This is a genomic window from Superficieibacter sp. 1612_C1 (assembly GCF_015234305.1).
Taxonomy (GTDB): domain Bacteria; phylum Pseudomonadota; class Gammaproteobacteria; order Enterobacterales; family Enterobacteriaceae; genus Superficieibacter.
Window position 1 is genome coordinate 1,276,035 of sequence record NZ_JADGMI010000001.1, and the last position, 19,853, is coordinate 1,295,887.

The window sequence follows — 19,853 nt, forward strand, 5'->3', positions numbered from 1 at the left end:
AGGCGCATACTGCGTGCATTCAACATAACAGAGAACCACGTATGAACGCACTGCTTTACGGCCTGGTAGTGGCGATCTGGGGCACGACCTGGATCGCTATTTTTCTTCAACAGGGTGATGTTCCCGCGCCGGTATCGATTTTCTGGCGCTTCGCCGTCGCCAGCCTGACGCTGCTCATTGTTTTAGGTCTGAGCCGCCGACTGCGCAGGTTGGCCCTGCGGGATCACCTTTTCTGCGTGCTTCAGGGCTGCTGCGTTTTCGGCTTTAACTTCTGGTGTTTTTATACCGCCGCCGCGTGGATCAATACCGGCCTTGAATCAGTTATTTTCTCTATGGCAGTGCTGTTTAACGCCCTTAATAGCTTTTTGTTTTTTGGACAGAAGCCGTCGCGCCGCTTTTACATTGCCGCCATTCTGGGGATGGGCGGGATCGTTACCCTCTTCTGGCAGGATCTGATGGCGACGGGCGTGAGCTGCACTCTGCTTTTCGGCGCGGGCCTTTCCCTGCTGGGGACCTGGGGCTTTTCGCTGGGCAATATGATAAGCCTGCGCCATCAACGTAACGGGCTGGAGACAATGACCACAAACACCTGGGCAATGTTGTGGGGCACGCTGATCATGGGAACCATCGCGTTATTACGCGGGGACGACTTTACCCCTGACTGGACGGTGAGCTATCTCGGCGCGATGCTTTATCTGGCCATATTCGGTTCGGTGATTGCCTTCGGCGCGTACTTTACGCTGGTGGGCCGCATCGGGGCCGGGAACGCGGCTTACAGCACACTGCTTTTCCCGCTGGTGGCGCTGACCCTCTCCACGTTCTATGAAGGCTATGTTTGGCATCTGAATGCAGTGCTGGGATTAGGGTTAATCCTTACCGGCAATCTGGTGATGTTCGCCAGGCCCGTGCGCATCGCAGGCATTAGGAAGTTACAACGTCACGCCTGAAACCGCTAAAAAAACCCGGCATCATGCATAGCCGGGTTTTTCCACTTTATTTTGTGATGTCAAACATCGTGGCGTCGGTCGCCAGATCGTCGACAACCTGTTTTAACGTATCGGCGGTCATTGGCGTATTTTCATTGCTCAGGCTTTCACCCTCGCCCATACGTACCACTCTTACTACCGGCTTGTTGGTGGCAGCGTCAATCAGCTCGCCTTCGAAATAGAGGTGCGTATCCATAGTACGGTGTCCCGTTGCCATTTGCGTTCCCGCCACCACCAGCGCCACCGGGATCACCTCATAGAATTGCAGCCCTTCTTTGCTGGTGTTCACACCGGTGATCGCACCGCGGAAAATCAGGGTATGTGGCCCCGGAGTCATCACCAGTGGTTTACGCTCTGCCGCCGCCGCTTTTAATTTCGTATTGGTATAGGTCAGCAGCCCATCCAGAACTTCTTTACCCACCTGCGTCGTCGGTTTAGGAATTGGATAATAAGTGACCGGACGGTAATCAATGCTGTCGTAATTCGCCGCATTAAAATCCGACGCAACCCAGCGTAAAATGGGTTTCCCGGTTGCCGAAGTGGTTTCCTGGAGGCCAGAGTAGTCTTTCAAAAAGCCGGAATACTTCTCGGGCTGCGTCACTTTCGATGCACAGCCGGTTAACGCCAGCAGGCCGCAAAGGGCAGCGACTTTAAAAAGAGCTTGAGTACGCATGAATATGTCCCTGAATTGATTATTCAACATGTTAAGTTATAGCAAAAAGGCAAGAAATAGTTGTGACAAAAAAGGTGCTGGAGGCGGAAAATCTGGGGCTAAAGCAAAAAGTCTCCTGCCCCAAAACTCAGGCAGGAGACACGTTTTACCCGGTTGATACGGACTTACTACTCAAGATTGGCGTGTCGACTGAACATCTGCGCGTCGGTCTGCGCCGTTTTCTCCTTCAATGCGATCACCACGCTGTCATAAATAAGCCAGCTCAACGATGGCGTGGTCGGTTCGCCAACGAACCAGACGCTAAAGCCCAGGTGCATCAGGCGGTTGGAAAAGGCTCGCGCCGCAAAACCGGAACGCCCGGCCCCGGCAACAAATATTCGTTTGGCCCGCATAATCGCCTCGCCCAGCGCGTTAACCGCCTCACCGTCAATCTGCCGCGCCAGGTCCGGGCGAACCTGGCGCAGGTATTACTTCATATCTACCTGATAAAAAATGTGTTTACCAAACGGGTCGATTTCGTAGCCCGTCACCTCTTTGCGCACCGGCTCGAAAATCGTGGAGTGGGCAATCATCACCGCAGGCATCTGATCGTGCATCATCTGCTGCGCCTGTTTGTACAGCGCGGTGCGTTTGTCCTGGTCGGTAATGACTTTTGCATCGGCAATCAGCTTGTCAAACGGCTTATAGCACCACTTCGCCGAGTTAGAGCCGCCATCCGCTGAGGTGCAGGTAAACAGCGGGCCGAAGAAATTGTCCGGATCGCCGGTGGCGGTGGTCCAGCCCATCAACGCCGCCTGGTGCTCCCCGCTCTTCACGCGCTTCAGGTATTCGCCCCATTCGTAGGTCACAATTTTGGCCTGTACGCCCACTTTCGCCCAGTCGGCTTGGATCATCTCCGCCATGCGTTTGGCGTTCGGATTATAGGGACGCTGAACCGGCATGGCCCACAAATCGATAGTGGTGCCGTTCGCTAAACCGGCCTCTTTCAGCAGCGCTTTCGCTTTTTCCGGATCGTAATCGTAATCTTTCAGATCGCTATCGGCGCTCCATACCCCCGGCGGCAGCAGATTTTTAGCCGCCGTGCCGGTGCCGTGGAATACCGCTTCAATGATTGCGGGCTTATTGATGGCCAGCGCCAGCGCCTGTCGTACTTTGACGTTATCCAGCGGCGCTTTCTGGGTGTTAAAGGCGAGGAAACCGGTGTTCAGCCCCGCTTTACTCATCAGGTTCAGGTCCTTATTTTCTTTCATCCGCGGCAGATCGGCAGGATTGGGGAATGGCATCACCTGACACTCGTTTTTCTCCAGTTTAGCGAAGCGTACTGAGGCATCCGGTGTGATGCTAAACACCAGCCGATCCAGTTTTGCTTTGCCGCCCCAGTATTCCGGGAACGCGGTGAAAAGAATGCGCGAATCCTTCTGATACTGCGTCAGCTTAAATGGCCCGGTGCCGACCGGCTGCATATCCACGCGCTCAGGGGTTCCCGCTTTCAGCATGGCGTCGGCATATTCGGCGGAGAGGATGGAAGCAAAATACCAGCCCAGATCGGCAACAAATGGCGCTTCCGGATGAGCGAGATTAAAGCGAACCGTGTAGTCGTCCACTTTATCAATACTGGTAATGAGCGTGCCAAACTCGAGGCTTTCAAAGTTGGAATAGGTGCCGCCAGAAACCTTATGGTACGGATTGTTGGGATCTTTCTGGCGCATAAACGAGAAGATCACGTCATCGGCGTTAAAGTCCCGCGTCGGCTTGAAATATTTATTGCTCTGGAACTTCACGCCTTTGCGCAGATGGAAGGTATAGGTTTTGCCATCCTCGCTGACGTCCCAGCGTTCCGCCAGGCTCGGCTCCAGCTCCGTGGTGCCGACTTTAAAATCCACCAGCCGGTTATACACCGGGACGGCGCTGGCATCCACGCTGGTGCCGGAGGTATAGAGCTGCGGGTTAAAGTTTTCCGGCGATCCTTCCGAGCAATACACCAGCGTTTTCGCCGCCACGGTTGAACTTACCGTCAGTGCGGCCAGCGCCAGAGCAAGGGTAGAGAATTTGCTTTTCATCACTTTTTCCTGTTTTCTTGAGCCAGAGGCGGATGACGTACATGTCGTTTGCTGACTCATAGATAACATTAAAAACGCCTTGCAAGCACCTGATAACATAAATAAAGAAGGAAACACCATGTCTTCGCCGCTAGCCAGTCAATTAACCCAACGCTTCTTCCGCTATCTTGCCATCAGCAGCCAGAGCGATCCTGCGGCGACTACCCTGCCTACCACCCCGGGGCAACACGAGATGGCGCGGGCGCTGGCGAGCGAACTGGCGCAGTTTGGACTGGACGATATCGTCATTGATGAACATGCTACGGTGACCGCAGTGAAAAAAGGCAACGTGCCCGGTGCGCCGCGCGTTGGCTTCATTACCCATATCGATACCGTCGACGTCGGACTGTCGCCGGATATTCATCCACAGATCCTGCGTTTTACTGGTGAAGATCTCTGCCTGAACGCTGAGAAAGATATCTGGCTGCGGGTGAGTGAGCATCCGGAAATTCAGGCTTATCCGGGCGAGGAGATCATTTTCAGCGACGGCACCAGCGTGCTGGGCGCGGATAATAAAGCGGCGGTGACAGTAGTGATGACCCTGCTGGAAAACCTGACCGCCGAACATCGGTACGGCGATATCGTGGTGGCGTTCGTACCCGATGAAGAAGTGGGTTTACGCGGCGCGAAAGCGCTGGATCTGCAACGCTTTGCGGTGGATTTTGCCTGGACCATCGACTGCTGCGAACTGGGTGAGATTGTGTATGAGAACTTTAACGCCGCGTCCGCCGAGATCCGTTTTACCGGCGTGACGGCGCATCCGATGTCGGCGAAGGGCGTGCTGGTCAACCCGCTGCTGATGGCCTGCGATTTTATTAACGAATTCGATCGCCAGCAGACGCCGGAGCATACCGCCGATCGCGAAGGTTACGTCTGGTTTAACGGTATGGAAGCGGTGCAAAGTTATGCGGTACTACAGGCGAGCATTCGCGATTTCGACCTTGCCAGCTTTGAGCGGCGCAAGCAGCAGATCGCTGAGGTGGCACACAAAATAGGTGACCGTTACCCCACTGCAAAGGTGGAATACACGATCAGCGATATCTACAGCAATATCAGCAACGCGATTGGCGAAGACCGCCGGGCCGTGGATCTGATCTTTGAGGCCATGCAAACCCTCGGCATTCCCGCAAAACCGACGCCGATGCGCGGCGGCACCGACGGGGCTGCGCTTTCTGCAAAGGGATTGCTGACCCCGAACTTTTTCACCGGCGCGCATAACTTCCACTCGAAGTTTGAGTTTTTGCCGCTGAAATCTTTCGAGGCTTCTTATAACGTTGCGCTGCAACTCTGTTTGCTGGCCGCCCGTTAAGCGCCTTTACGCGCCAGCATAGTGGCAAAACGCAGCTTGATGCGATTACCCTCGGCGTCGGTGCGGTGCAGCTCACCGACGTCTTCATTATATTTCACCAGCTCCCAGCCGGTATAATAATCGCGGAGTTCGCCGCGCTTAAAGGCAAACGGAAAACCAACGGTACAGGGATAATCGTCGGTATCCATCGCCGCCACGATCAGGTTATAGCCGCCGGGCACGGTGCAGCGCTGCATATTGGCGATCAGGCCCGGAATGGTCTCCGCTTCAAGGAACATCATGACGACGGTGGAGAGAATAAAATCGTATTCGCCGTCAAACCGCAGAGTGTTCAGATCCTGAATACCGGTGCGCAGATTTTCCAGCCCCTCCGCCGCCCGAATGGTCTCCAGATTTTTAATGCTCATCGGATTACGATCCCAGGCAGTAACGTCATAGCCGTTTGCTGCCAGCCACAGGCTGTTGCGGCCATTACCGCAACCCAGATCCAGCGTTTTGCCTGGCGACATATGGGTGGCGGCTTCAACGACGTCTGAGTGAGTTCGGGTCAAACCATATTTTTCAGTGAAGTAATTTTCATCGCGTACGTTCATGTTTTTTCCTGCACTTTTATAAGATGTATTTTTGATGAATTTTAAGAAAATCCGTTCTTAATAGCCAGCGCTATAACCTCTGCTACCTTTATCTAAGGTGAACCGGGAGAGAAGCATGCAAAAATACCGCCTGAGCGAGGAAACGCGGGTTTATAGCTGGCAGGAAGACGGGGAAACCTATCGTGTGACGCTATATCAGATTATCGCGCTGAAAGATTTTGCGGATGTGGTAACGGGCAGCGAGGGCGGCTGGATAGACAGCGAAGCAGCGCTCAGCCAGTCAGGCGACTGCTGGATCTACGACGTTAACAGCGCGGTATTCGCCGGGGCGCGAATTGAAGGCAACGCCCGGCTGACCCAGTGCTGTGTGGTCAGTCATGGTGCAGTGGTGAAAGATAACGCCTGGCTGGACGCGGCGGAGGTGAGTCAGCGGGCGGTTATACGTGACAACGTCACTATTCAGCACTCTTCCGTGCGCGGTGAATGCCTGATTAGCGGCGAGGCACGGATTTTACACCACAGCGAAATTATTGCGGTTCGCGGGCTGACGCGGGAACGCGACCAGCTGCTGCAAATCTACGACCGCGCCACCGTCACCGCATCGCGCGTTGTCCATCAGGCGCAGATTTACGGTGACGCCATCGTGAAATACGCCTTTATTGAGCACCGCGCCGAAGTGTTTGATTTCGCCCTGCTGGAAGGCAATGAAGAAAACAACGTCTGGGTGTGCGACTGCGCCAAAGTGTACGGCCACGCGCGGTTGATTGCCGGGACGGAAGAGGATGCGATCCCGACGCTGCGCTACAGCTCGCAGGTGGCAGAGAATGCGTTAGTCGAGGGGAACTGCGTATTGAAGCATCATGTGCTGGTTGGCGGTGAGGCCTGGCTACGGGGCGGCCCTATCCTCATCGACGATAATGTGGTGATCCAGGGGCGCGCCCGCGTGAGCGGCGACGTCATTATCGAGCATTTTATTGAGCTCACCGACGATGCGGTGATTGAGGCCGCTGAAGGCGACGTACTGCAACTGCGCGATCATAAAGTCATCAACGGCGCGCAGCGGGTGACCCGCACGCCGCTGGCCGGTCTACTTTGAGATTCACTCAAAAATACGCGCGTAGATATTCTGATCTTCATATGCGCCGTTGAGAAATTCTGCCTGCTTCAGACAGCCTTCCAGCGCGAAGCCGTTACGCAAGGCTAGTTGATTACTTCTGACATTACCGACGCGACATTTAATGACGAAGCGGCGAAGCTCGCCACGGTTGACATAGTGCTGCATCAGCGCCTGAAGCGCCTGCGACACAATCCCCTTTCCCTGCGCCTCCTCGTCCAGCCAGTAGCCGATATAAGCGGTTTTATTTAGCGGTTCGATCAGATTAAACGAGAGCACGCCGACCAGCGCCTGATGATAAAAAACCAGATACATTTTGGCGTAGCCTCGCTGGTGCAGCATCACGTTGCCCTGCACATTTTTCCGCGTATCCTCCTCGTCATTGACAAACTGCGGCCAGTTCAGGCTTTGCTGTAGCCAGTCCCTGTTTTTCTGCGTTAACTGATACAACGGCGTGACGAAAACGTCATCCACCGCGCGCAGAGTAATGGCGTCGTTAACCGGGATCATGTCAATTTGCAGGTCAGTTGACGCAGTCATCGAGAACCTCTTGATAGCATTTACGGCGATGCAAGAAGCCGGACAGTATGACGCCGTCCGGCAAGTACAGTTTTAGCGCATGACGCGGTCGTCAACGTAGTTACGTTTATCCACCGCCGGAGGGAAATACTGATACAGCCAGGTTTCGCTGATCGCATCCCCTTGACAGCGCAGGAACAGGCGCATTTCTACCGGATCGGTGGCGTCGGACGTTGGATACCAGTCAAACAGGATACGGTAGCCGTCGAAAGGTTCGACGTAGAGAACCTCGACCTGTTTCGCCTCGCCGCTGGAGAGCGTGATCACTGGTTCAATGCCTTTCGGTGCGGCGGCTTTCAGGTCGCCGCCGACAAAATCAATAGCAAAGCGGCGCGACCATTTTTCCGGGAAATGTTCGCCCGGTGCCCATCCTTCCGGGAACGACCCCATACCAGTACGCGTCGCCATCACGCGGGCCAGTGGTGAGCGAACCGGCGGCTGAGCGCTCCAGTAGAGACGGTATTTGAAGTCCAGCGCATCACCGGCGCGGATCGCTTTCTCCGGTTGCCAGAAGCAGACAATGTTATCCAGCGTTTCGCCGGTGGTCGGGATCTCCATCAGGCTGACGGCCCCTTTCCCCCATTTGCTGCGCGGTTCAACCCACAGGCTTGGACGTTTGTTGTACCAGCCCATCACATCCTGATAGTGGGTGAAATCACGATCGAGCTGTAACAGTCCAAAGCCCTTCGGGTTGTTATCAACGAAAGCATTGAACTGCAATTTCTGTGGATTGTTGAGCGGACGGCAGATCCACTCGCCGTTGCCGCGCCACATCGCCAGGCGGTCGGAGTCGTGGATTTGCGGATGGATAGTGTCGCACATCCGGCGCTCGTTATTGCCGCAGCTAAACATACTGGTCATTGGGGCGATACCAAGCTGCTTGATGTCTTTACGCGCATAGACGTGGTTTTCCACATCCATAATGACCTGGCTCTCTTCGCAGTGGATCACGAACTTATACGCCCCGGTCACGCTGGCGCTGTCCAGCAGCGCATAAACCGTAAATGTGGTCGCTCCCGGCTTGACGGTTTCAAACCAGAATGACGTGAAATCAGGGAACTCTTCCGGCGTATCGGTAAAGGTGTCGACGGCCAGACCTCGCGCGGAAAGGCCGTACTGGTAAGTGCTGTCCACCGCGCGGAAATAGCTCGCGCCGAGAAAGGAGACGATGTCGCGACGCGCCAGCTCAGGAGCTTTAAAGGCGCGGAATCCGGCAAAGCCTAAATCGGTCTGGCCGACTAGCTGGCGGGTATCAACCCCCGCATCGTTGTACTGGAACAGTTCCGGGCGGAAATGGATCTCCCGCGCTCGCTGCGTCGCGGAATCCAGCGAAAACATCCGCACCCGGCGGCGGAAGCCCATCCCGACGTGGAAAAACTGCACGTCCAGTTTGCGCCCTTCGACGTTATTCCACAGGGAGTGCGCTGCATCATATTGAATGCTGTTATAGGCCTGCGGGGTCAGCGTTGCCAGCGTATTGGGTAACGGACGCGGTGCACCGACCCAGGGCTGCTTCGCCAGATCGCTGGCGGTAGACTGGAGAACGGAAAAGTCAAAAGGCCGGGTCTGGCCGTCGGCGATATCCGACTCTTCCGCGAAGGCTGCCCGCGAGAACAGCGTCGAAATCCCGGAAGTACCACACACGGCGGCGACCGCCATTGTATTTTTAAGAAATCTTCTGCGATTCATGCCTGGAAAAACATCCTTTGGTCAGCAAATGGAGCCGCCCATGCCGATGACGGCAGCGCGTCCGAAAGCGCCCACTTTAGACAAAATCCGTTAATAAACCAATTGTTGACGGCGGAAAAACTGCGTCAGGAGGAAAAAACAAGCTGCCAATGAGACCAGGCTGAATCATCGGTAAAGTTATGTATGAAAAATCCCCATCTCTGTTATTAAATGGGGAGAAGTGTTTCACAGCAGTCCGCAACGCTTTTTACTGCGATCTTCCGCCTGCTGATAAAGCGTAAACTCATCCAGAACCGGACACCCCAGCGCCTGCTCAAAGGACTGGCGCGAAGCGTTGCCGTGACGGCGAGCCTGGGTTTCGTTGCCGAGGTTCGACTGAAAAATCCCGGCGGCGCTGACCGGCAAAAAATCCTCATAAATAATAGGCTGCGCCACGACCCAGCCGCGTTCAATCAGCGGCTGTGGATCGTCGCCGGGATGAATGGCGTTACGATGCGCCTCCCCTGACGGCGTCAGTCGATAACGGTAATAGGCCAGTCCCTGACGGCGCAGGAAGATATCGCTATCGGGAAAGCGTTTAAAGACGTCCTGTAAATGCAGTTGATGGGTCAGATTGTCTTTACCCGTTCCCGCTTCACCAAGAAGCCGATCGTATAGCTCGCGCCCTTTTGGCGTTAACGCCACGCCGCGCTGCTCAATTTCGCCAAAGCGCGCGGTGTGGGTTCCCTGATGGCTCCCGGCGAACAACACCGGCTCCTCCAGCGCTTTGAAACTGGTCTGGCGGAGTAAAATTGGCACCTCGCGGCGCGGTGGGCCTTCGATCAGGGTTTTAGGTTCGATACCGCAACCCGGCATCAGCGCCTGTGCCCGATCGATATCCAGCGTGCGCGGGGTAAGATGGTTGATATGGCAGCCGGGAAAACACACTACATCGGCAATCAGGCGGTGCTCCTGATTAAGCGCATGATAGGTCTCTTCATCAACGGTGGCGTGCCGATGCCAGCGGAACGTTTCCAGCGCTTCGCGCACAAACTCCTCGCCTTCCGCCGGGGTAAAAACACCCTGCTCGTCGAATCGGTCCAGCAGCGCCCGGCAGCGCGGCGTGAAAATATCGCGTAGTGCAAGCGTCGCCGCTGCCCGCTCCCGCAGTTTCGGGTCATCAATCAGTTCAAGGCGCAGTAATGAGGTGAAAATACGAAACGGATTACGCGCCAGCGCCGCATCCTCCACCGGACGAAATGCCGTGGAATGCACCGGAACGCCCGCCTGCGACAGGTCATAATAGCTGACGGGAAACATCCCCATAATGGCGAACATCCGCCGCAGCGTGCTGAGTTCCCTGGCCGTACCGACGCGGATCGCGCCGTGACGCTCAACGTTTAATCGTGCCAGCTCATCCGCGTTCGCCAGTTGTTCATGTAACGCCGCATTATTTTCCAGTACCGCCAGATTCACATCTGCCACCAGTTCCAGTAACGTGCCGTACTGAGGCACTTCCTGCTGGTACATTGCCGACATAGCCTGCGAAAATTGTTCCCGAATCTCATCAGCCGTGATGGTGTTCGCCATGATGTCTGCCTCCAGTGAATACTCTCTGGAGTGTAGAAAAGCGCTTCTAAAGCTGGGGGAAGAATTTGCGATTTGTGATCGCTGCCGATCTTCCTTCTCCGGGTTGATTATTTACCTCTTACATGACCCAGGCTTATGAAAGATGGCCGGAGGTTTCACTTAAAATTAACCTCGCTCGTTGGCATCCTTTGACAATCGACTGATTTTTAGACTAATTCACTGATTAACCCCAATATGAAAATGTTAATGAAATTTTGCTAGCAAGTTATCAAAATTAGATAACTTTACTTGTCACTGTTGCGCTCTGTTTTTAACATCCGGTTATGGAAAAAAATGGCCTTTTTAATCAGCGCATTCGGTTGCGCCACCTGCACACGTTTGTTGCCGTCGCTCAACAAGGGACGCTGGGACGTGCGGCTGAAACGCTCAACCTCAGCCAGCCAGCACTGTCAAAAACGCTCAATGAACTTGAGCAATTGACCGGTGTGCGGCTTTTCGACCGTGGGCGACTCGGCGCACATTTAACCCTGGTCGGCGAACAGTTTCTCACTCATGCCATGAAGGTGCTGGACGCGCTGAATACCGCCGGGCAATCGCTGAACCGCAAGGAAGGCGTGAGTAATGATATTGTGCGTATCGGTGCGCTGCCGACCGCGGCGCTGGGGATCCTCCCGGCGGTGATCGGTCAATTTCATAAGCAGCAAAAAGACATCACCTTACAGGTTGCTACCATGAGCAATCCGATGCTGCTGGCGGCGCTGAAGTCGGGAGAAATTGATTTGGGCGTGGGACGGATGTCCGACCCTGAACTGATGAGCGGTCTGAACTACGAACTGCTGTTTCTTGAATCGCTGAAGCTGGTGGTCCGTCCCGGTCATCCGCTGCTCCAGGAAAATATTACCTTTAGCCGCGTGCTGGAATGGCCGGTGGTGGTCACTCCCCGAGGGACCACGCCAAGACAGAATGCGGAAGAATTATTGCTCAGCCAGGGATGCAAAATGCCCGCTGGCTGTATTGAGACCCTCTCTGCCTCGCTTTCACGCCAGTTAACGGTAGATTATAACTACGTCTGGTTTGTGCCGTCCGGTGCGGTGAAGGATGATTTACGTGTCGGTACCCTGGTGGCGCTGCCCGTGACCACGCAGGGAACCGGCGAGCCTATCGGCATTTTAACGCGGATTGACGGGAATTTGTCGCCCGGCGCACAGACACTGCTGAGTGCGATCCGTAAAACGTTGCCGGAGTAATATTCTTTCTGCTCCGCCGTACAACCCGTCAGTGTAGAGTCTCTACAGCCTGTGAATAACTTTTTGATATTGATGATTTTGTAGGCTGGGTAAGGCGAAGCCGCCACCCGGCAACGTTACCACACAGAGGCCGCTTTTGGCTGCCTGCCCGGCGGCGCTGTCGCTTGCGCGGGCCTACGGGTAAAATTCACGCCGCAGCGATCCCACCCAGCCAATAAAGCGTAGGCTGGGTAAGCGAAGCGCCACCCGGCACGTTACCACACAGAGGCCGCTGTTGGCTGCCTGCCCGGCGGCGCTGTCGCTTGCGCGGGCCTACGGGTAAAATTCACGCCGCAGTGATCCCGCGCCTCCAATGAAACGTAGGCCGGGTAAGCGAAGCGCCATCCGGCAAAACGGCGGGTAAATAGCAAAACCTGTTTTGTCATCATTCTGCAACGCCGGCCCCCCGGCGTTTTTTACGTGACCACAACCGGCCTGGTTAAAACGTCTCCCAGTTATCCCCGGACACGACCGCTGGTCTCTGCGTAGCCAACACCGGCGTTTGCACCGCTGGCACGCGGCGCTCAGTGGTACCGGTTTGCAGGCGGAAAGCCCCGACGGCTTCCGTCAGGCGAGCGGCCTGCTCTTCCAGGGAGGCGGCGGATGCGGAAGCTTCCTCCACCAGCGAGGCGTTTTGCTGCGTTACGTTGTCCATTTCGCTGATCGCCTGGCTAACCTGGGTTATTCCCCGGCTTTGCTCATCCGAGGCGGCAGCGATTTCGAGCATAATGTCCGTCACGCGTTTCACTGCCTCGACGATTTCTTTCATCGTGCCACCTGCGGCAACCACTTCACCGGAGCCGCGCTCGATCAGGGTGACGGATTCGCTAATCAACCCTTCAATCTCTTTCGCCGCCTGCGCACTGCGGCTGGCAAGGGTCCGGACTTCACTGGCGACGACCGCAAACCCACGGCCCTGTTCACCAGCGCGCGCCGCTTCCACCGCCGCGTTCAGCGCGAGAATATTGGTCTGGAAAGCAATGCTATTGATAACAGCGGTAATCTCAGAGATTTTCTTCGAACTGGCGGAGATATTGCCCATAGTGGTGACCACGCCGGAGACAATTTGCCCGCCCCGGCTGGCTTTACCGGAAGCATCTTCCGCCAGTTTGCTGGCATGATGGGCGTTATCCGCATTCTGTTTCACTGTTGCGGTGAGCTGCTCCATGCTGGCGGCAGTCTGTTCAATCGCTGCCGCCTGCTCCTCGGTGCGCGAAGAGAGGTCGGTGTTACCCGCTGAAATTTCGCTGGTGCCACGGTAGATCTCATCTGCGCCCATGCGAACGGTGCCAACGGTGCGCACCAACGAATGCTGCATTTTTTGTAAATCGCGGCTTAAATGGCCAATTTCGCTGCGGCCAGTCACTTCATCGGCCAGCGTCAGATCGCCAGCGGCGATATTCTCAATACGCTGCGCGGCGCGCTGTAAGGGCGAGATCACCGTGCGGCGTAACACGATAAAGGTCAGCAGCGTTAATACCAGCGCGATAGCAAACGCGGCTGCCATAAATACCATGCCCAGCTGGCTGCGATGATGCGCCTGCTCCCGCAAGCTATTCGCCCGCTCGGTTCTTAACTGGATCGCTTTTAACAGCACCTCGTTATAGGCGTTATCCAGCGGACGTGCCTGTTCATTTTCGTGATTAATAATGGCTTCAAACATGCCGTTTTTTGCAAATTTGAGCATCGGCTGCATGCCTTTAATATAGGCGGCAAAGCTGGCATTCAGCGGGGCATCCAGCGCTTCATCCGCAGGCGTTTTGATCGTGCGATTCATATAAACGGCAAAACCGTCCTGCGATTGTTTAATACGTTTTTCTGCTTCGGCAATGTTCGCCTTCATCGCATCCATTTCGGCAATACGGCTGGCTGCTCCGGCATGGATCAGATTGATACGCGCGGTGCGCAGGTGGTTCGCACTGTTGGAAAGCCCCATACGGACCTGGATCTCTTCGGTGACATCTTTCTGATCGTGGTCGGCCTGCATTAAAAAATAGCCGGCCAGTCCCGCACTTAGCGCGAATAACAGCAAAATGCCGCCGAGAATGGTCGAAAACAGAGGAACCAGACGGATATGGTGTAAAAAACTCAGCTTGTGCGCAGGTTGCAGCGCTGTTTTATTGTCCATGGCTATCGACTCTCATTGAAAGAAGCGTACAAACACGCCCGTCTGATAGTCATCGGCATTTAAGCGCAATTACTTACCGCGAAAAGCGATACCTGGCTCACACTTCACAACATTGAGGGGAGTGCCAGCGGCGGGAACCGCTGGCAGATGAATCAGTTATCGCCGAAATGGATAACGGTACGGATGGATTTGCCTTCATGCATCAGGTCGAAGGCGTCATTGATCTGCGCCAGCGGCAGGCGGTGAGTAATGAACGGATCGAGCTTAATTTTACCCGCCATCGCATCTTCCACCATGCCGGGCAACTGCGAGCGCCCTTTCACCCCGCCGAATGCCGAACCGCGCCATACGCGGCCTGTCACCAGCTGGAACGGGCGGGTACTGATCTCCTGACCGGCACCGGCGACGCCGATAATCACGCTTTCGCCCCAGCCTTTATGGCAACATTCCAGCGCAGCGCGCATAACGTTGACGTTACCGATACATTCAAAGCTGAAATCAACGCCACCGTCGGTGAGTTCAACGATAACGTCCTGAATCGGCCGGTCGTGATCTTTCGGGTTGATGCAATCGGTGGCACCCATCTCTTTTGCCAGCTTGAACTTCTCCGGGTTAGTGTCGATGGCAAGAATGCGTCCCGCCTTCGCCTGCACCGCGCCCTGGATCGCGGCAAGACCAATACCGCCGAGACCGAAAATGGCAACGGTATCGCCCTCTTTCACTTTCGCCGTGTTATGTACCGCACCGATACCGGTGGTCACGCCACAGCCCAGCAGACAGACTTTATCCAGCGGAGCCTGCGGATTCACTTTCGCCAGCGAAATCTCGGCGCAGACCGTGTACTCGCTAAAGGTACTGGTTCCCATATAGTGATAAATCGGCTCACCATTATAAGAGAAACGGGTGGTGCCATCCGGCATCAACCCTTTGCCCTGCGTGGCGCGGACCGCCTGGCAGAGGTTGGTTTTGCCCGATTTACAGAACTTACATTCGCCGCACTCTGCGGTATACAGCGGGATCACGTGATCGCCCGCCTTCAGGCTGGTCACTCCCTCACCTACTTCAACCACAATGCCGCCGCCTTCATGACCGAGCACCGCCGGGAAAACGCCCTCCGGATCGTCGCCGGAGAGGGTAAAGGCATCGGTATGGCATACGCCGGTGTGGGTAATTTTGACCAGCACTTCGCCTTTTTTCGGCGGCGCGACATCAATATCGACGATTTTTAAAGGCTGGCCCGGGCCAAAGGCCACTGCTGCACGTGATTTCATATTCTTTCTTCCCCTGTTGCGATGTTAATCATTTATTTTAGATACGAACGGAGTAAATGGCCGACTTCCGCCATTCGCACCGCGCGCTGATCGGGCGTTGTCTCGCCGCTGACCAGCTCGTCTTTAAGGTGAATTTCGACCATCTCGCCCATCAGCCCATTTGCGGCCCCACGAATAGCCGCGATCTGTTGCAGGATGGCAATGCAGGGTTCGCCTGACTCCAGCGCCCTTTCCAGCGCATCGACCTGACCACGAATGCGCCGGACGCGGGTTAATGCGCGTTTTTTATCTTCGGGTGACTGCGGCATGAAAACTCCGGGGTTATACTATAGGAGGGTATAGTAACAGCGAGATAACTGTCTTGCAAACCCCACCCCCTTTCCCATGCTCTATACTCTCAACAGGCTGTCGACGGGAGAATGGCTATGTGTGGGCGTTTTGCGCAATCAAAAAACCGTGAAGACTATCTCGCGCTGTTCGGTAAAAAGGAGGCGTTCAACATCCCTTACGATCCTGAACCGATTGGGCGCTACAACGTGGCACCGGGGACGAAGGTTTTGCTGTTAAGCGAGCGCGACGAACAGGTTTACCTCGATCCGGTGCTGTGGGGATATGCGCCGGGGTGGTGGGATAAACCGCCTCTGATCAATGCCCGTGTTGAAACGGCCGCCGCCAGCAGAATGTTTAAACCGTTATGGCAACACGGACGGGCGATAGTGTTCGCCGACGGCTGGTTTGAGTGGAAGCGCGAAGGCGATGTGAAGCAGCCGTATTTTATTCACCGCGCGGACGGCGAGCCCATTTTAATGGCGGCGATCGGCAGCACGCCCTTTGAGCGCGGTGATGAAGCGGAAGGTTTTTTAATCGTGACGGCGGCAGCCGACCGTGGGCTAATTGATATTCACGATCGCAGACCGTTGGTTCTGGTACCGGAAGCCGCGCGTGAATGGATGCGGCAGGACGTCGGCGGTAAAGAGGCCGAAGCAATAGCCGCTGAGGGCGCAGTGCCAGCGGATGCCTTTATCTGGCATCCTGTCACGCGGGCTGTCGGTAACGTACATAATCAACGCAGCGATTTAATCACACCGCTTGATGAGCGTTAACCACTACATCCCAGGCGTTGGGCAGGAAGCCGGTGCGCCGGTTGAGTCAACGCATCCGCCTGCTGCCGAGGTGATTTTCGTGCCGGGCGCGGGGGCGGCATGCTCTGCCGCTGTCTGATTATCAGAACGCGTGGCTTCCGTATAAGTGGTGTGCGAGCAACCCGCCAGGGTGAATAACAGGCCAGCGATAAAAAATTTATTCATAATTCCTCTCTATAAATCAATCGGGATAAACAGAGACCGGTTACAGTAAGTGTGACTGATAAAGAGAAATTTTCCAGCTCCCGCTTCGGATCGCCGCCCGCCGGGGCATTACCTTTTAAGCGGCAGACCGGCGGTCTCTTTCGCACGCAGCACCGTCAGGAGCGTGATCAGCGCCGCCCCCATCACATACCAGGCCGGAGAAAACTTATCGCCAGTGGTTGCGATCAGCCATACGGAGAACCACGGCGTGATACCGCCAAAGAACGCCACCGCAAAGTTATAGGCAATTGACAGCCCGCCGTAGCGGACGCTGGTAGGAAAAAGCTCGGCCATGGCTGCGCTACAGGCTCCGTCGAAGGCGGCAATAAAGGCTCCCAGCATCAACATGGCGAAAACAGCGGAGAGCACATCGCCCTGCGCCATCACCATCATCGCCGGGTAACTAAACAGAATAAATCCGCTACAACCTGCCAGCATCAGTGGCTTGCGGCCAAAGCGGTCGGAGAGATAACCCATAAACGGCACCATAACCGCAATAGCAAACAGTCCGATGGTGGTAATGGCGTAGGCGTTCAGGCGGGAAAAATGCAGTTCGGTCGCCAGATAACTGGGCATAAACGTTTGCAGCGTCCAGTGCCCTACCGCCTTGAGAACCACAAACCCCACGCAAAACAGCAGTGCAGCCCACGCTTTCGTGACCGCTGCGCGAAGCGGCGCGGCCTCGGTTTTCCCTGTCGCGGCCACCGCTTTATATTCGGGCGAATCTTCCAGATGCTGACGCAGATAAAGCCCAATCCAGCCCAGCGGTCCGGCGATTAAAAACGGAATGCGCCACCCCCAGTCGTTCATGGTGTCGTCCCCGAGCGAGGCCGTCAGCAGGAATACCAGCCCCGATCCGGCGACAAAGGCCATAAAACCAAAGTTATCGATCCAGCAGGTGAAATAACCGCGTCGGGCGACGGGAGCATATTCCGCCAGATAAGTGGTCGCCCCCGAACTTTCGCCGCCAGCGGCGAAGCCCTGGACAAGACGTGTGATGACCAGCAGTATCGTCGCGGTAATGCCGATGCTGTGATAAGAGGGCAACAATCCCATCGCAAACGTTGCGCCAGAGGTGAGCAGGATCACTGTCGCCAGCACTTTCTGCCGCCCTACCCGGTCTCCCAGCGAGCCAAACCATAACCCGCCGAGGGGACGCATAATAAAACCCGCGCCGAAAACGGCGAATGAGGAGAGCAATGCCACGGCCGGGTCGGCCGAGGGGAAAAATTGCAGGCCGATAATCGCCGCCAGCGTGCCGTACAGGCCAAAATCAAACCATTCAACGAAGTGGCCCACGCCAGTCGCGAGTAGCACTTTGCGTAGCTTCCTTTCAACCGGTACCGGGCGATCTTTGGTTATTGTTGTCATCACCACCTCAAAGTGTTTCTATTATAGATATACTTTTACACCGACCGGCGATTATATGCACAGAAGAAAGGCATTAAAATGTGACCGTCCGCAAAGATGCCGCGCAGAAAAACCGCGTCGATCACATTTTTGACCGCAAAAAAAGCCCCGCCATAGCGGGGCAAGAAGCAACATTATCAGCTGCGTTTTTTGGGCATCATGCGCAGTAACGTATTGTCTTTCCAGAAATAGTGATGCAACAGTGCGGCCAGTGCGTGAAGGCCGATCACCCAGTAGCCCAGTTTTGCCAACAAAATATGGTAATCCTTCACCACGTCCACTACGTCAAAATTGGCTTCTGCGGCATACGGCATCACCACGCCAAACGCCATCCACGGGTGGCCACGGTTATACATCATCACCAGGCCGAGGATCGGCAGCACGATAAAGAGCAGATAAATAACCAGATGTCCCAGATGGGCCATGCCGGTCATCATCGGTCTGGGCTTAGGCACAATCGCCGGCGTCTTATATTTAAGGCGCAGCAGCAGACGGGCCAGCATCAGCACCAGCACGGAAATGCCGCAGGAGACATGCACCATGTTAAACCACAGCCGGGCGCTTCGCGGAGCCAGACCGCGAAATTCCATTGCGCAGTACGCCACCACAACTAACAGAAACACCAGCCAGTGAATGACAATTTGCACGCCGGAATATTTATTACCCATCAGATTTTCCCGAAATATCCATAATAAAAGAACAACATAGCGGGGTTTCGTTAAAAATTCATTAACTTTTAGCGCAGCGTACTGCGCAAAGTTTGATTTTGAAACAACAGTTTACTTTGTTGGCTGGCTTAACATTTTTCATGACGCGCTGTGCTATAACCTCTTTTTGCCCTTCACAGGAGAAACGGTATGTTGTCCATTCCCCCCGAAGAACTGGTGCAGTTGATGGCGGAAGCTACCCGCAAAGCAGGCACCTTCCCCGTCTGGCCTCAGGGCGAGGCACCCGGCGCGGTGACCAGTCGCGTCCAGTTTGTGCTGGAAGAGAATCACACGGGCAGTTCCGCGTTTGATCGTTCCGTGACCGGCGTTCGCGCCCCGCAAATTACGGTTTATGCCCCTGCCGAGCCGAACGGTATCGGCATTCTGGTCACGCCGGGCGGATCGTACAAACGCGCGGTGCTGGATAAAGAAGGCTGTGCGCTGGCTCCGTTTTTTAATGCCTGCGGCTATACGCTGTTTGTGATGACCTACCGTATGCCCGACGACGGTCACGCTGAAGGCGCCGATGCCCCACTGGCGGATGTGCAGCGTGCGATGCGCACGCTGCGGGCACGCGCGGCGCAATGGCAACTGGATGCGGATCGTCTCGGTGTACTGGGTTTTTCTGCCGGAGGACATGTGGCGGCAAGCCTCGGTACGCGCTTTGCGGAACAGGTTTATCCGCCGCTGGATGAGATTGACACCCTGTCGGCACGTCCGGCGTTCATGGCGCTGGTTTATCCGGTGATCACTATGCGCGACGAGATTGACCATCCGGCATCGCGTCAGGCATTGATCGGCACACAACCGGACGCCGCGCAGATCGCACATTACTCCCTGGAACAACGGGTCGACAGCCAGACGCCGCCAACCTTTTTGCTCCACGCGGTTGACGATCCGACGGTGAAAGTGGAAAACAGCGTGGTGATGTTTACCGCACTGCGCCAGCACGGCGTGCCGGTGGAGATGCATTTGTTTGAACAGGGTAAGCACGGATTCGGTATCCGCGATGCGCAGGGGCTACCAGTATCGGTGTGGCCTGAACTGATGATGAGCTGGATTAAAAGTAAATTTTTGCAGTGAGCGCGGCCCGG

General features: G+C 55.5%; 19 protein-coding genes. 6 read left to right on the forward strand and 13 right to left on the reverse strand.

Going from position 1 to position 19,853, the window contains the following annotated elements; all coding sequences use genetic code 11:
- Positions 1 to 41: 41 nt before the first annotated feature.
- Positions 42 to 947 carry a DMT family transporter gene (locus INT84_RS06130; protein ID WP_194206041.1) on the forward strand — a complete coding sequence of 302 codons (906 nt, stop codon included), beginning with the start codon at positions 42 to 44 and terminating at the stop codon, positions 945 to 947.
- Between the two features lie 46 nt (positions 948 to 993).
- Here the strand turns inward: INT84_RS06130 and INT84_RS06135 are convergent, their stop codons facing one another.
- The 3 genes from INT84_RS06135 to INT84_RS06145 all read right to left on the reverse strand — a co-directional run bounded on the left by INT84_RS06135 (position 994) and on the right by INT84_RS06145 (position 3,719).
- Positions 994 to 1,659, reverse strand: a complete 666-nt coding sequence (locus INT84_RS06135; protein ID WP_194206042.1) for a DUF3313 domain-containing protein — start codon at positions 1,657 to 1,659, stop codon at positions 994 to 996.
- A gap of 167 nt (positions 1,660 to 1,826) precedes the next feature.
- Positions 1,827 to 2,051: a hypothetical protein gene (locus tag INT84_RS06140; RefSeq protein ID WP_228065826.1), complete on the reverse strand. Its 225-nt coding sequence runs from the start codon at positions 2,049 to 2,051 to the stop codon at positions 1,827 to 1,829.
- Between the two features lie 75 nt (positions 2,052 to 2,126).
- The gene (locus tag INT84_RS06145; protein ID WP_194206043.1) at positions 2,127 to 3,719 is read right to left on the reverse strand and encodes an ABC transporter substrate-binding protein; all 1,593 of its coding nucleotides are present in this window, start codon (positions 3,717 to 3,719) and stop codon (positions 2,127 to 2,129) included.
- Positions 3,720 to 3,837: 118 nt separating this feature from the next.
- Here INT84_RS06145 and pepT point away from each other — a divergent pair, with 118 nt between their 5' ends.
- Entirely contained in the window at positions 3,838 to 5,067 is a 1,230-nt protein-coding gene (gene pepT / locus INT84_RS06150) for a peptidase T (RefSeq protein WP_194206044.1), read from the forward strand.
- On the opposite strand, the gene tehB is transcribed toward pepT, so the two are convergent.
- On the reverse strand, positions 5,064 to 5,660 hold the full coding sequence (tehB, locus tag INT84_RS06155) for a tellurite resistance methyltransferase TehB (protein WP_194206045.1): 597 nt from the start codon (positions 5,658 to 5,660) through the stop codon (positions 5,064 to 5,066). The genes pepT and tehB overlap by 4 nt on opposite strands.
- A 115-nt stretch (positions 5,661 to 5,775) precedes the next feature.
- On the opposite strand from tehB, the gene ydcK reads away from it, so the two are divergent.
- Entirely contained in the window at positions 5,776 to 6,756 is a 981-nt protein-coding gene (ydcK, locus tag INT84_RS06160; protein ID WP_194206046.1) for a YdcK family protein, read from the forward strand.
- A gap of 3 nt (positions 6,757 to 6,759) precedes the next feature.
- On the opposite strand, the gene rimL is transcribed toward ydcK, so the two are convergent.
- The 3 genes from rimL to INT84_RS06175 all read right to left on the reverse strand — a co-directional run bounded on the left by rimL (position 6,760) and on the right by INT84_RS06175 (position 10,611).
- Positions 6,760 to 7,314 (reverse strand): 50S ribosomal protein L7/L12-serine acetyltransferase, encoded by a 555-nt coding sequence (rimL, locus tag INT84_RS06165; RefSeq protein WP_194206047.1) that lies wholly within the window; start codon positions 7,312 to 7,314, stop codon positions 6,760 to 6,762.
- Positions 7,315 to 7,386: 72 nt separating this feature from the next.
- Positions 7,387 to 9,042, reverse strand: coding sequence for a glucan biosynthesis protein D (locus tag INT84_RS06170; protein ID WP_194206048.1), 1,656 nt, complete (start codon positions 9,040 to 9,042; stop codon positions 7,387 to 7,389).
- A gap of 225 nt (positions 9,043 to 9,267) precedes the next feature.
- On the reverse strand, positions 9,268 to 10,611 hold the full coding sequence (locus tag INT84_RS06175; protein WP_194206049.1) for a VOC family protein: 1,344 nt from the start codon (positions 10,609 to 10,611) through the stop codon (positions 9,268 to 9,270).
- A 323-nt stretch (positions 10,612 to 10,934) separates the two neighbouring features.
- On the opposite strand from INT84_RS06175, the gene INT84_RS06180 reads away from it, so the two are divergent.
- Positions 10,935 to 11,858, forward strand: coding sequence for a LysR substrate-binding domain-containing protein (locus tag INT84_RS06180; protein ID WP_176920213.1), 924 nt, complete (start codon positions 10,935 to 10,937; stop codon positions 11,856 to 11,858).
- A 478-nt stretch (positions 11,859 to 12,336) separates the two neighbouring features.
- Here the strand turns inward: INT84_RS06180 and INT84_RS06185 are convergent, their stop codons facing one another.
- From INT84_RS06185 to INT84_RS06195, 3 genes are all read right to left on the reverse strand, one after another.
- The gene (locus tag INT84_RS06185) at positions 12,337 to 14,025 is read right to left on the reverse strand and encodes a methyl-accepting chemotaxis protein (protein ID WP_194206050.1); all 1,689 of its coding nucleotides are present in this window, start codon (positions 14,023 to 14,025) and stop codon (positions 12,337 to 12,339) included.
- Positions 14,026 to 14,177: 152 nt separating this feature from the next.
- Complete coding sequence (locus INT84_RS06190; protein ID WP_194206051.1) at positions 14,178 to 15,296, reverse strand: S-(hydroxymethyl)glutathione dehydrogenase/class III alcohol dehydrogenase; 1,119 nt, start codon at positions 15,294 to 15,296, stop codon at positions 14,178 to 14,180.
- Between the two features lie 32 nt (positions 15,297 to 15,328).
- On the reverse strand, positions 15,329 to 15,604 hold the full coding sequence (locus INT84_RS06195) for a metal/formaldehyde-sensitive transcriptional repressor (RefSeq protein ID WP_176920216.1): 276 nt from the start codon (positions 15,602 to 15,604) through the stop codon (positions 15,329 to 15,331).
- Between the two features lie 117 nt (positions 15,605 to 15,721).
- On the opposite strand from INT84_RS06195, the gene INT84_RS06200 reads away from it, so the two are divergent.
- Positions 15,722 to 16,399 carry an SOS response-associated peptidase gene (locus INT84_RS06200; protein WP_194206052.1) on the forward strand — a complete coding sequence of 226 codons (678 nt, stop codon included), beginning with the start codon at positions 15,722 to 15,724 and terminating at the stop codon, positions 16,397 to 16,399.
- A gap of 3 nt (positions 16,400 to 16,402) precedes the next feature.
- Here INT84_RS06200 and INT84_RS06205 read toward each other — a convergent pair whose 3' ends face one another.
- The 3 genes from INT84_RS06205 to cybB form a co-directional block, all read right to left on the reverse strand.
- The gene (locus INT84_RS06205; RefSeq protein WP_176920220.1) at positions 16,403 to 16,603 is read right to left on the reverse strand and encodes a hypothetical protein; all 201 of its coding nucleotides are present in this window, start codon (positions 16,601 to 16,603) and stop codon (positions 16,403 to 16,405) included.
- Positions 16,604 to 16,711: 108 nt separating this feature from the next.
- Positions 16,712 to 18,013 (reverse strand): MFS transporter, encoded by a 1,302-nt coding sequence (locus tag INT84_RS06210; protein ID WP_194206053.1) that lies wholly within the window; start codon positions 18,011 to 18,013, stop codon positions 16,712 to 16,714.
- A 176-nt stretch (positions 18,014 to 18,189) separates the two neighbouring features.
- Complete coding sequence (cybB, locus tag INT84_RS06215) at positions 18,190 to 18,720, reverse strand: cytochrome b561 (protein ID WP_194206054.1); 531 nt, start codon at positions 18,718 to 18,720, stop codon at positions 18,190 to 18,192.
- Between the two features lie 189 nt (positions 18,721 to 18,909).
- Between cybB and INT84_RS06220 the strand changes: the two genes are divergently transcribed.
- The gene (locus INT84_RS06220) at positions 18,910 to 19,842 is read left to right on the forward strand and encodes an alpha/beta hydrolase (RefSeq protein WP_194206055.1); all 933 of its coding nucleotides are present in this window, start codon (positions 18,910 to 18,912) and stop codon (positions 19,840 to 19,842) included.
- The last annotated feature ends 11 nt before the right edge of the window (positions 19,843 to 19,853 follow it).

Bases quoted from the DNA above. Each gene is read 5' to 3' on its own strand.
- INT84_RS06205 (WP_176920220.1), bottom strand. From the start codon at position 16,603: ATGAATAAATTTTTTATCGCTGGCCTGTTATTCACCCTGGCGGGTTGC.
- INT84_RS06180 (WP_176920213.1), top strand. From the start codon at position 10,935: ATGGAAAAAAATGGCCTTTTTAATCAGCGCATTCGGTTGCGCCACCTG.
- ydcK (WP_194206046.1), top strand. From the start codon at position 5,776: ATGCAAAAATACCGCCTGAGCGAGGAAACGCGGGTTTATAGCTGGCAG.
- INT84_RS06170 (WP_194206048.1), bottom strand. From the start codon at position 9,042: ATGAATCGCAGAAGATTTCTTAAAAATACAATGGCGGTCGCCGCCGTG.
- INT84_RS06145 (WP_194206043.1), bottom strand. From the start codon at position 3,719: ATGAAAAGCAAATTCTCTACCCTTGCTCTGGCGCTGGCCGCACTGACG.
- INT84_RS06200 (WP_194206052.1), top strand. From the start codon at position 15,722: ATGTGTGGGCGTTTTGCGCAATCAAAAAACCGTGAAGACTATCTCGCG.
- rimL (WP_194206047.1), bottom strand. From the start codon at position 7,314: ATGACTGCGTCAACTGACCTGCAAATTGACATGATCCCGGTTAACGAC.
- pepT (WP_194206044.1), top strand. From the start codon at position 3,838: ATGTCTTCGCCGCTAGCCAGTCAATTAACCCAACGCTTCTTCCGCTAT.
- INT84_RS06175 (WP_194206049.1), bottom strand. From the start codon at position 10,611: ATGGCGAACACCATCACGGCTGATGAGATTCGGGAACAATTTTCGCAG.
- INT84_RS06220 (WP_194206055.1), top strand. From the start codon at position 18,910: ATGTTGTCCATTCCCCCCGAAGAACTGGTGCAGTTGATGGCGGAAGCT.
- INT84_RS06130 (WP_194206041.1), top strand. From the start codon at position 42: ATGAACGCACTGCTTTACGGCCTGGTAGTGGCGATCTGGGGCACGACC.
- INT84_RS06135 (WP_194206042.1), bottom strand. From the start codon at position 1,659: ATGCGTACTCAAGCTCTTTTTAAAGTCGCTGCCCTTTGCGGCCTGCTG.
- INT84_RS06210 (WP_194206053.1), bottom strand. From the start codon at position 18,013: ATGACAACAATAACCAAAGATCGCCCGGTACCGGTTGAAAGGAAGCTA.
- cybB (WP_194206054.1), bottom strand. From the start codon at position 18,720: ATGGGTAATAAATATTCCGGCGTGCAAATTGTCATTCACTGGCTGGTG.
- INT84_RS06195 (WP_176920216.1), bottom strand. From the start codon at position 15,604: ATGCCGCAGTCACCCGAAGATAAAAAACGCGCATTAACCCGCGTCCGG.
- INT84_RS06185 (WP_194206050.1), bottom strand. From the start codon at position 14,025: ATGGACAATAAAACAGCGCTGCAACCTGCGCACAAGCTGAGTTTTTTA.
- INT84_RS06190 (WP_194206051.1), bottom strand. From the start codon at position 15,296: ATGAAATCACGTGCAGCAGTGGCCTTTGGCCCGGGCCAGCCTTTAAAA.
- tehB (WP_194206045.1), bottom strand. From the start codon at position 5,660: ATGAACGTACGCGATGAAAATTACTTCACTGAAAAATATGGTTTGACC.
- INT84_RS06140 (WP_228065826.1), bottom strand. From the start codon at position 2,051: ATGCGGGCCAAACGAATATTTGTTGCCGGGGCCGGGCGTTCCGGTTTT.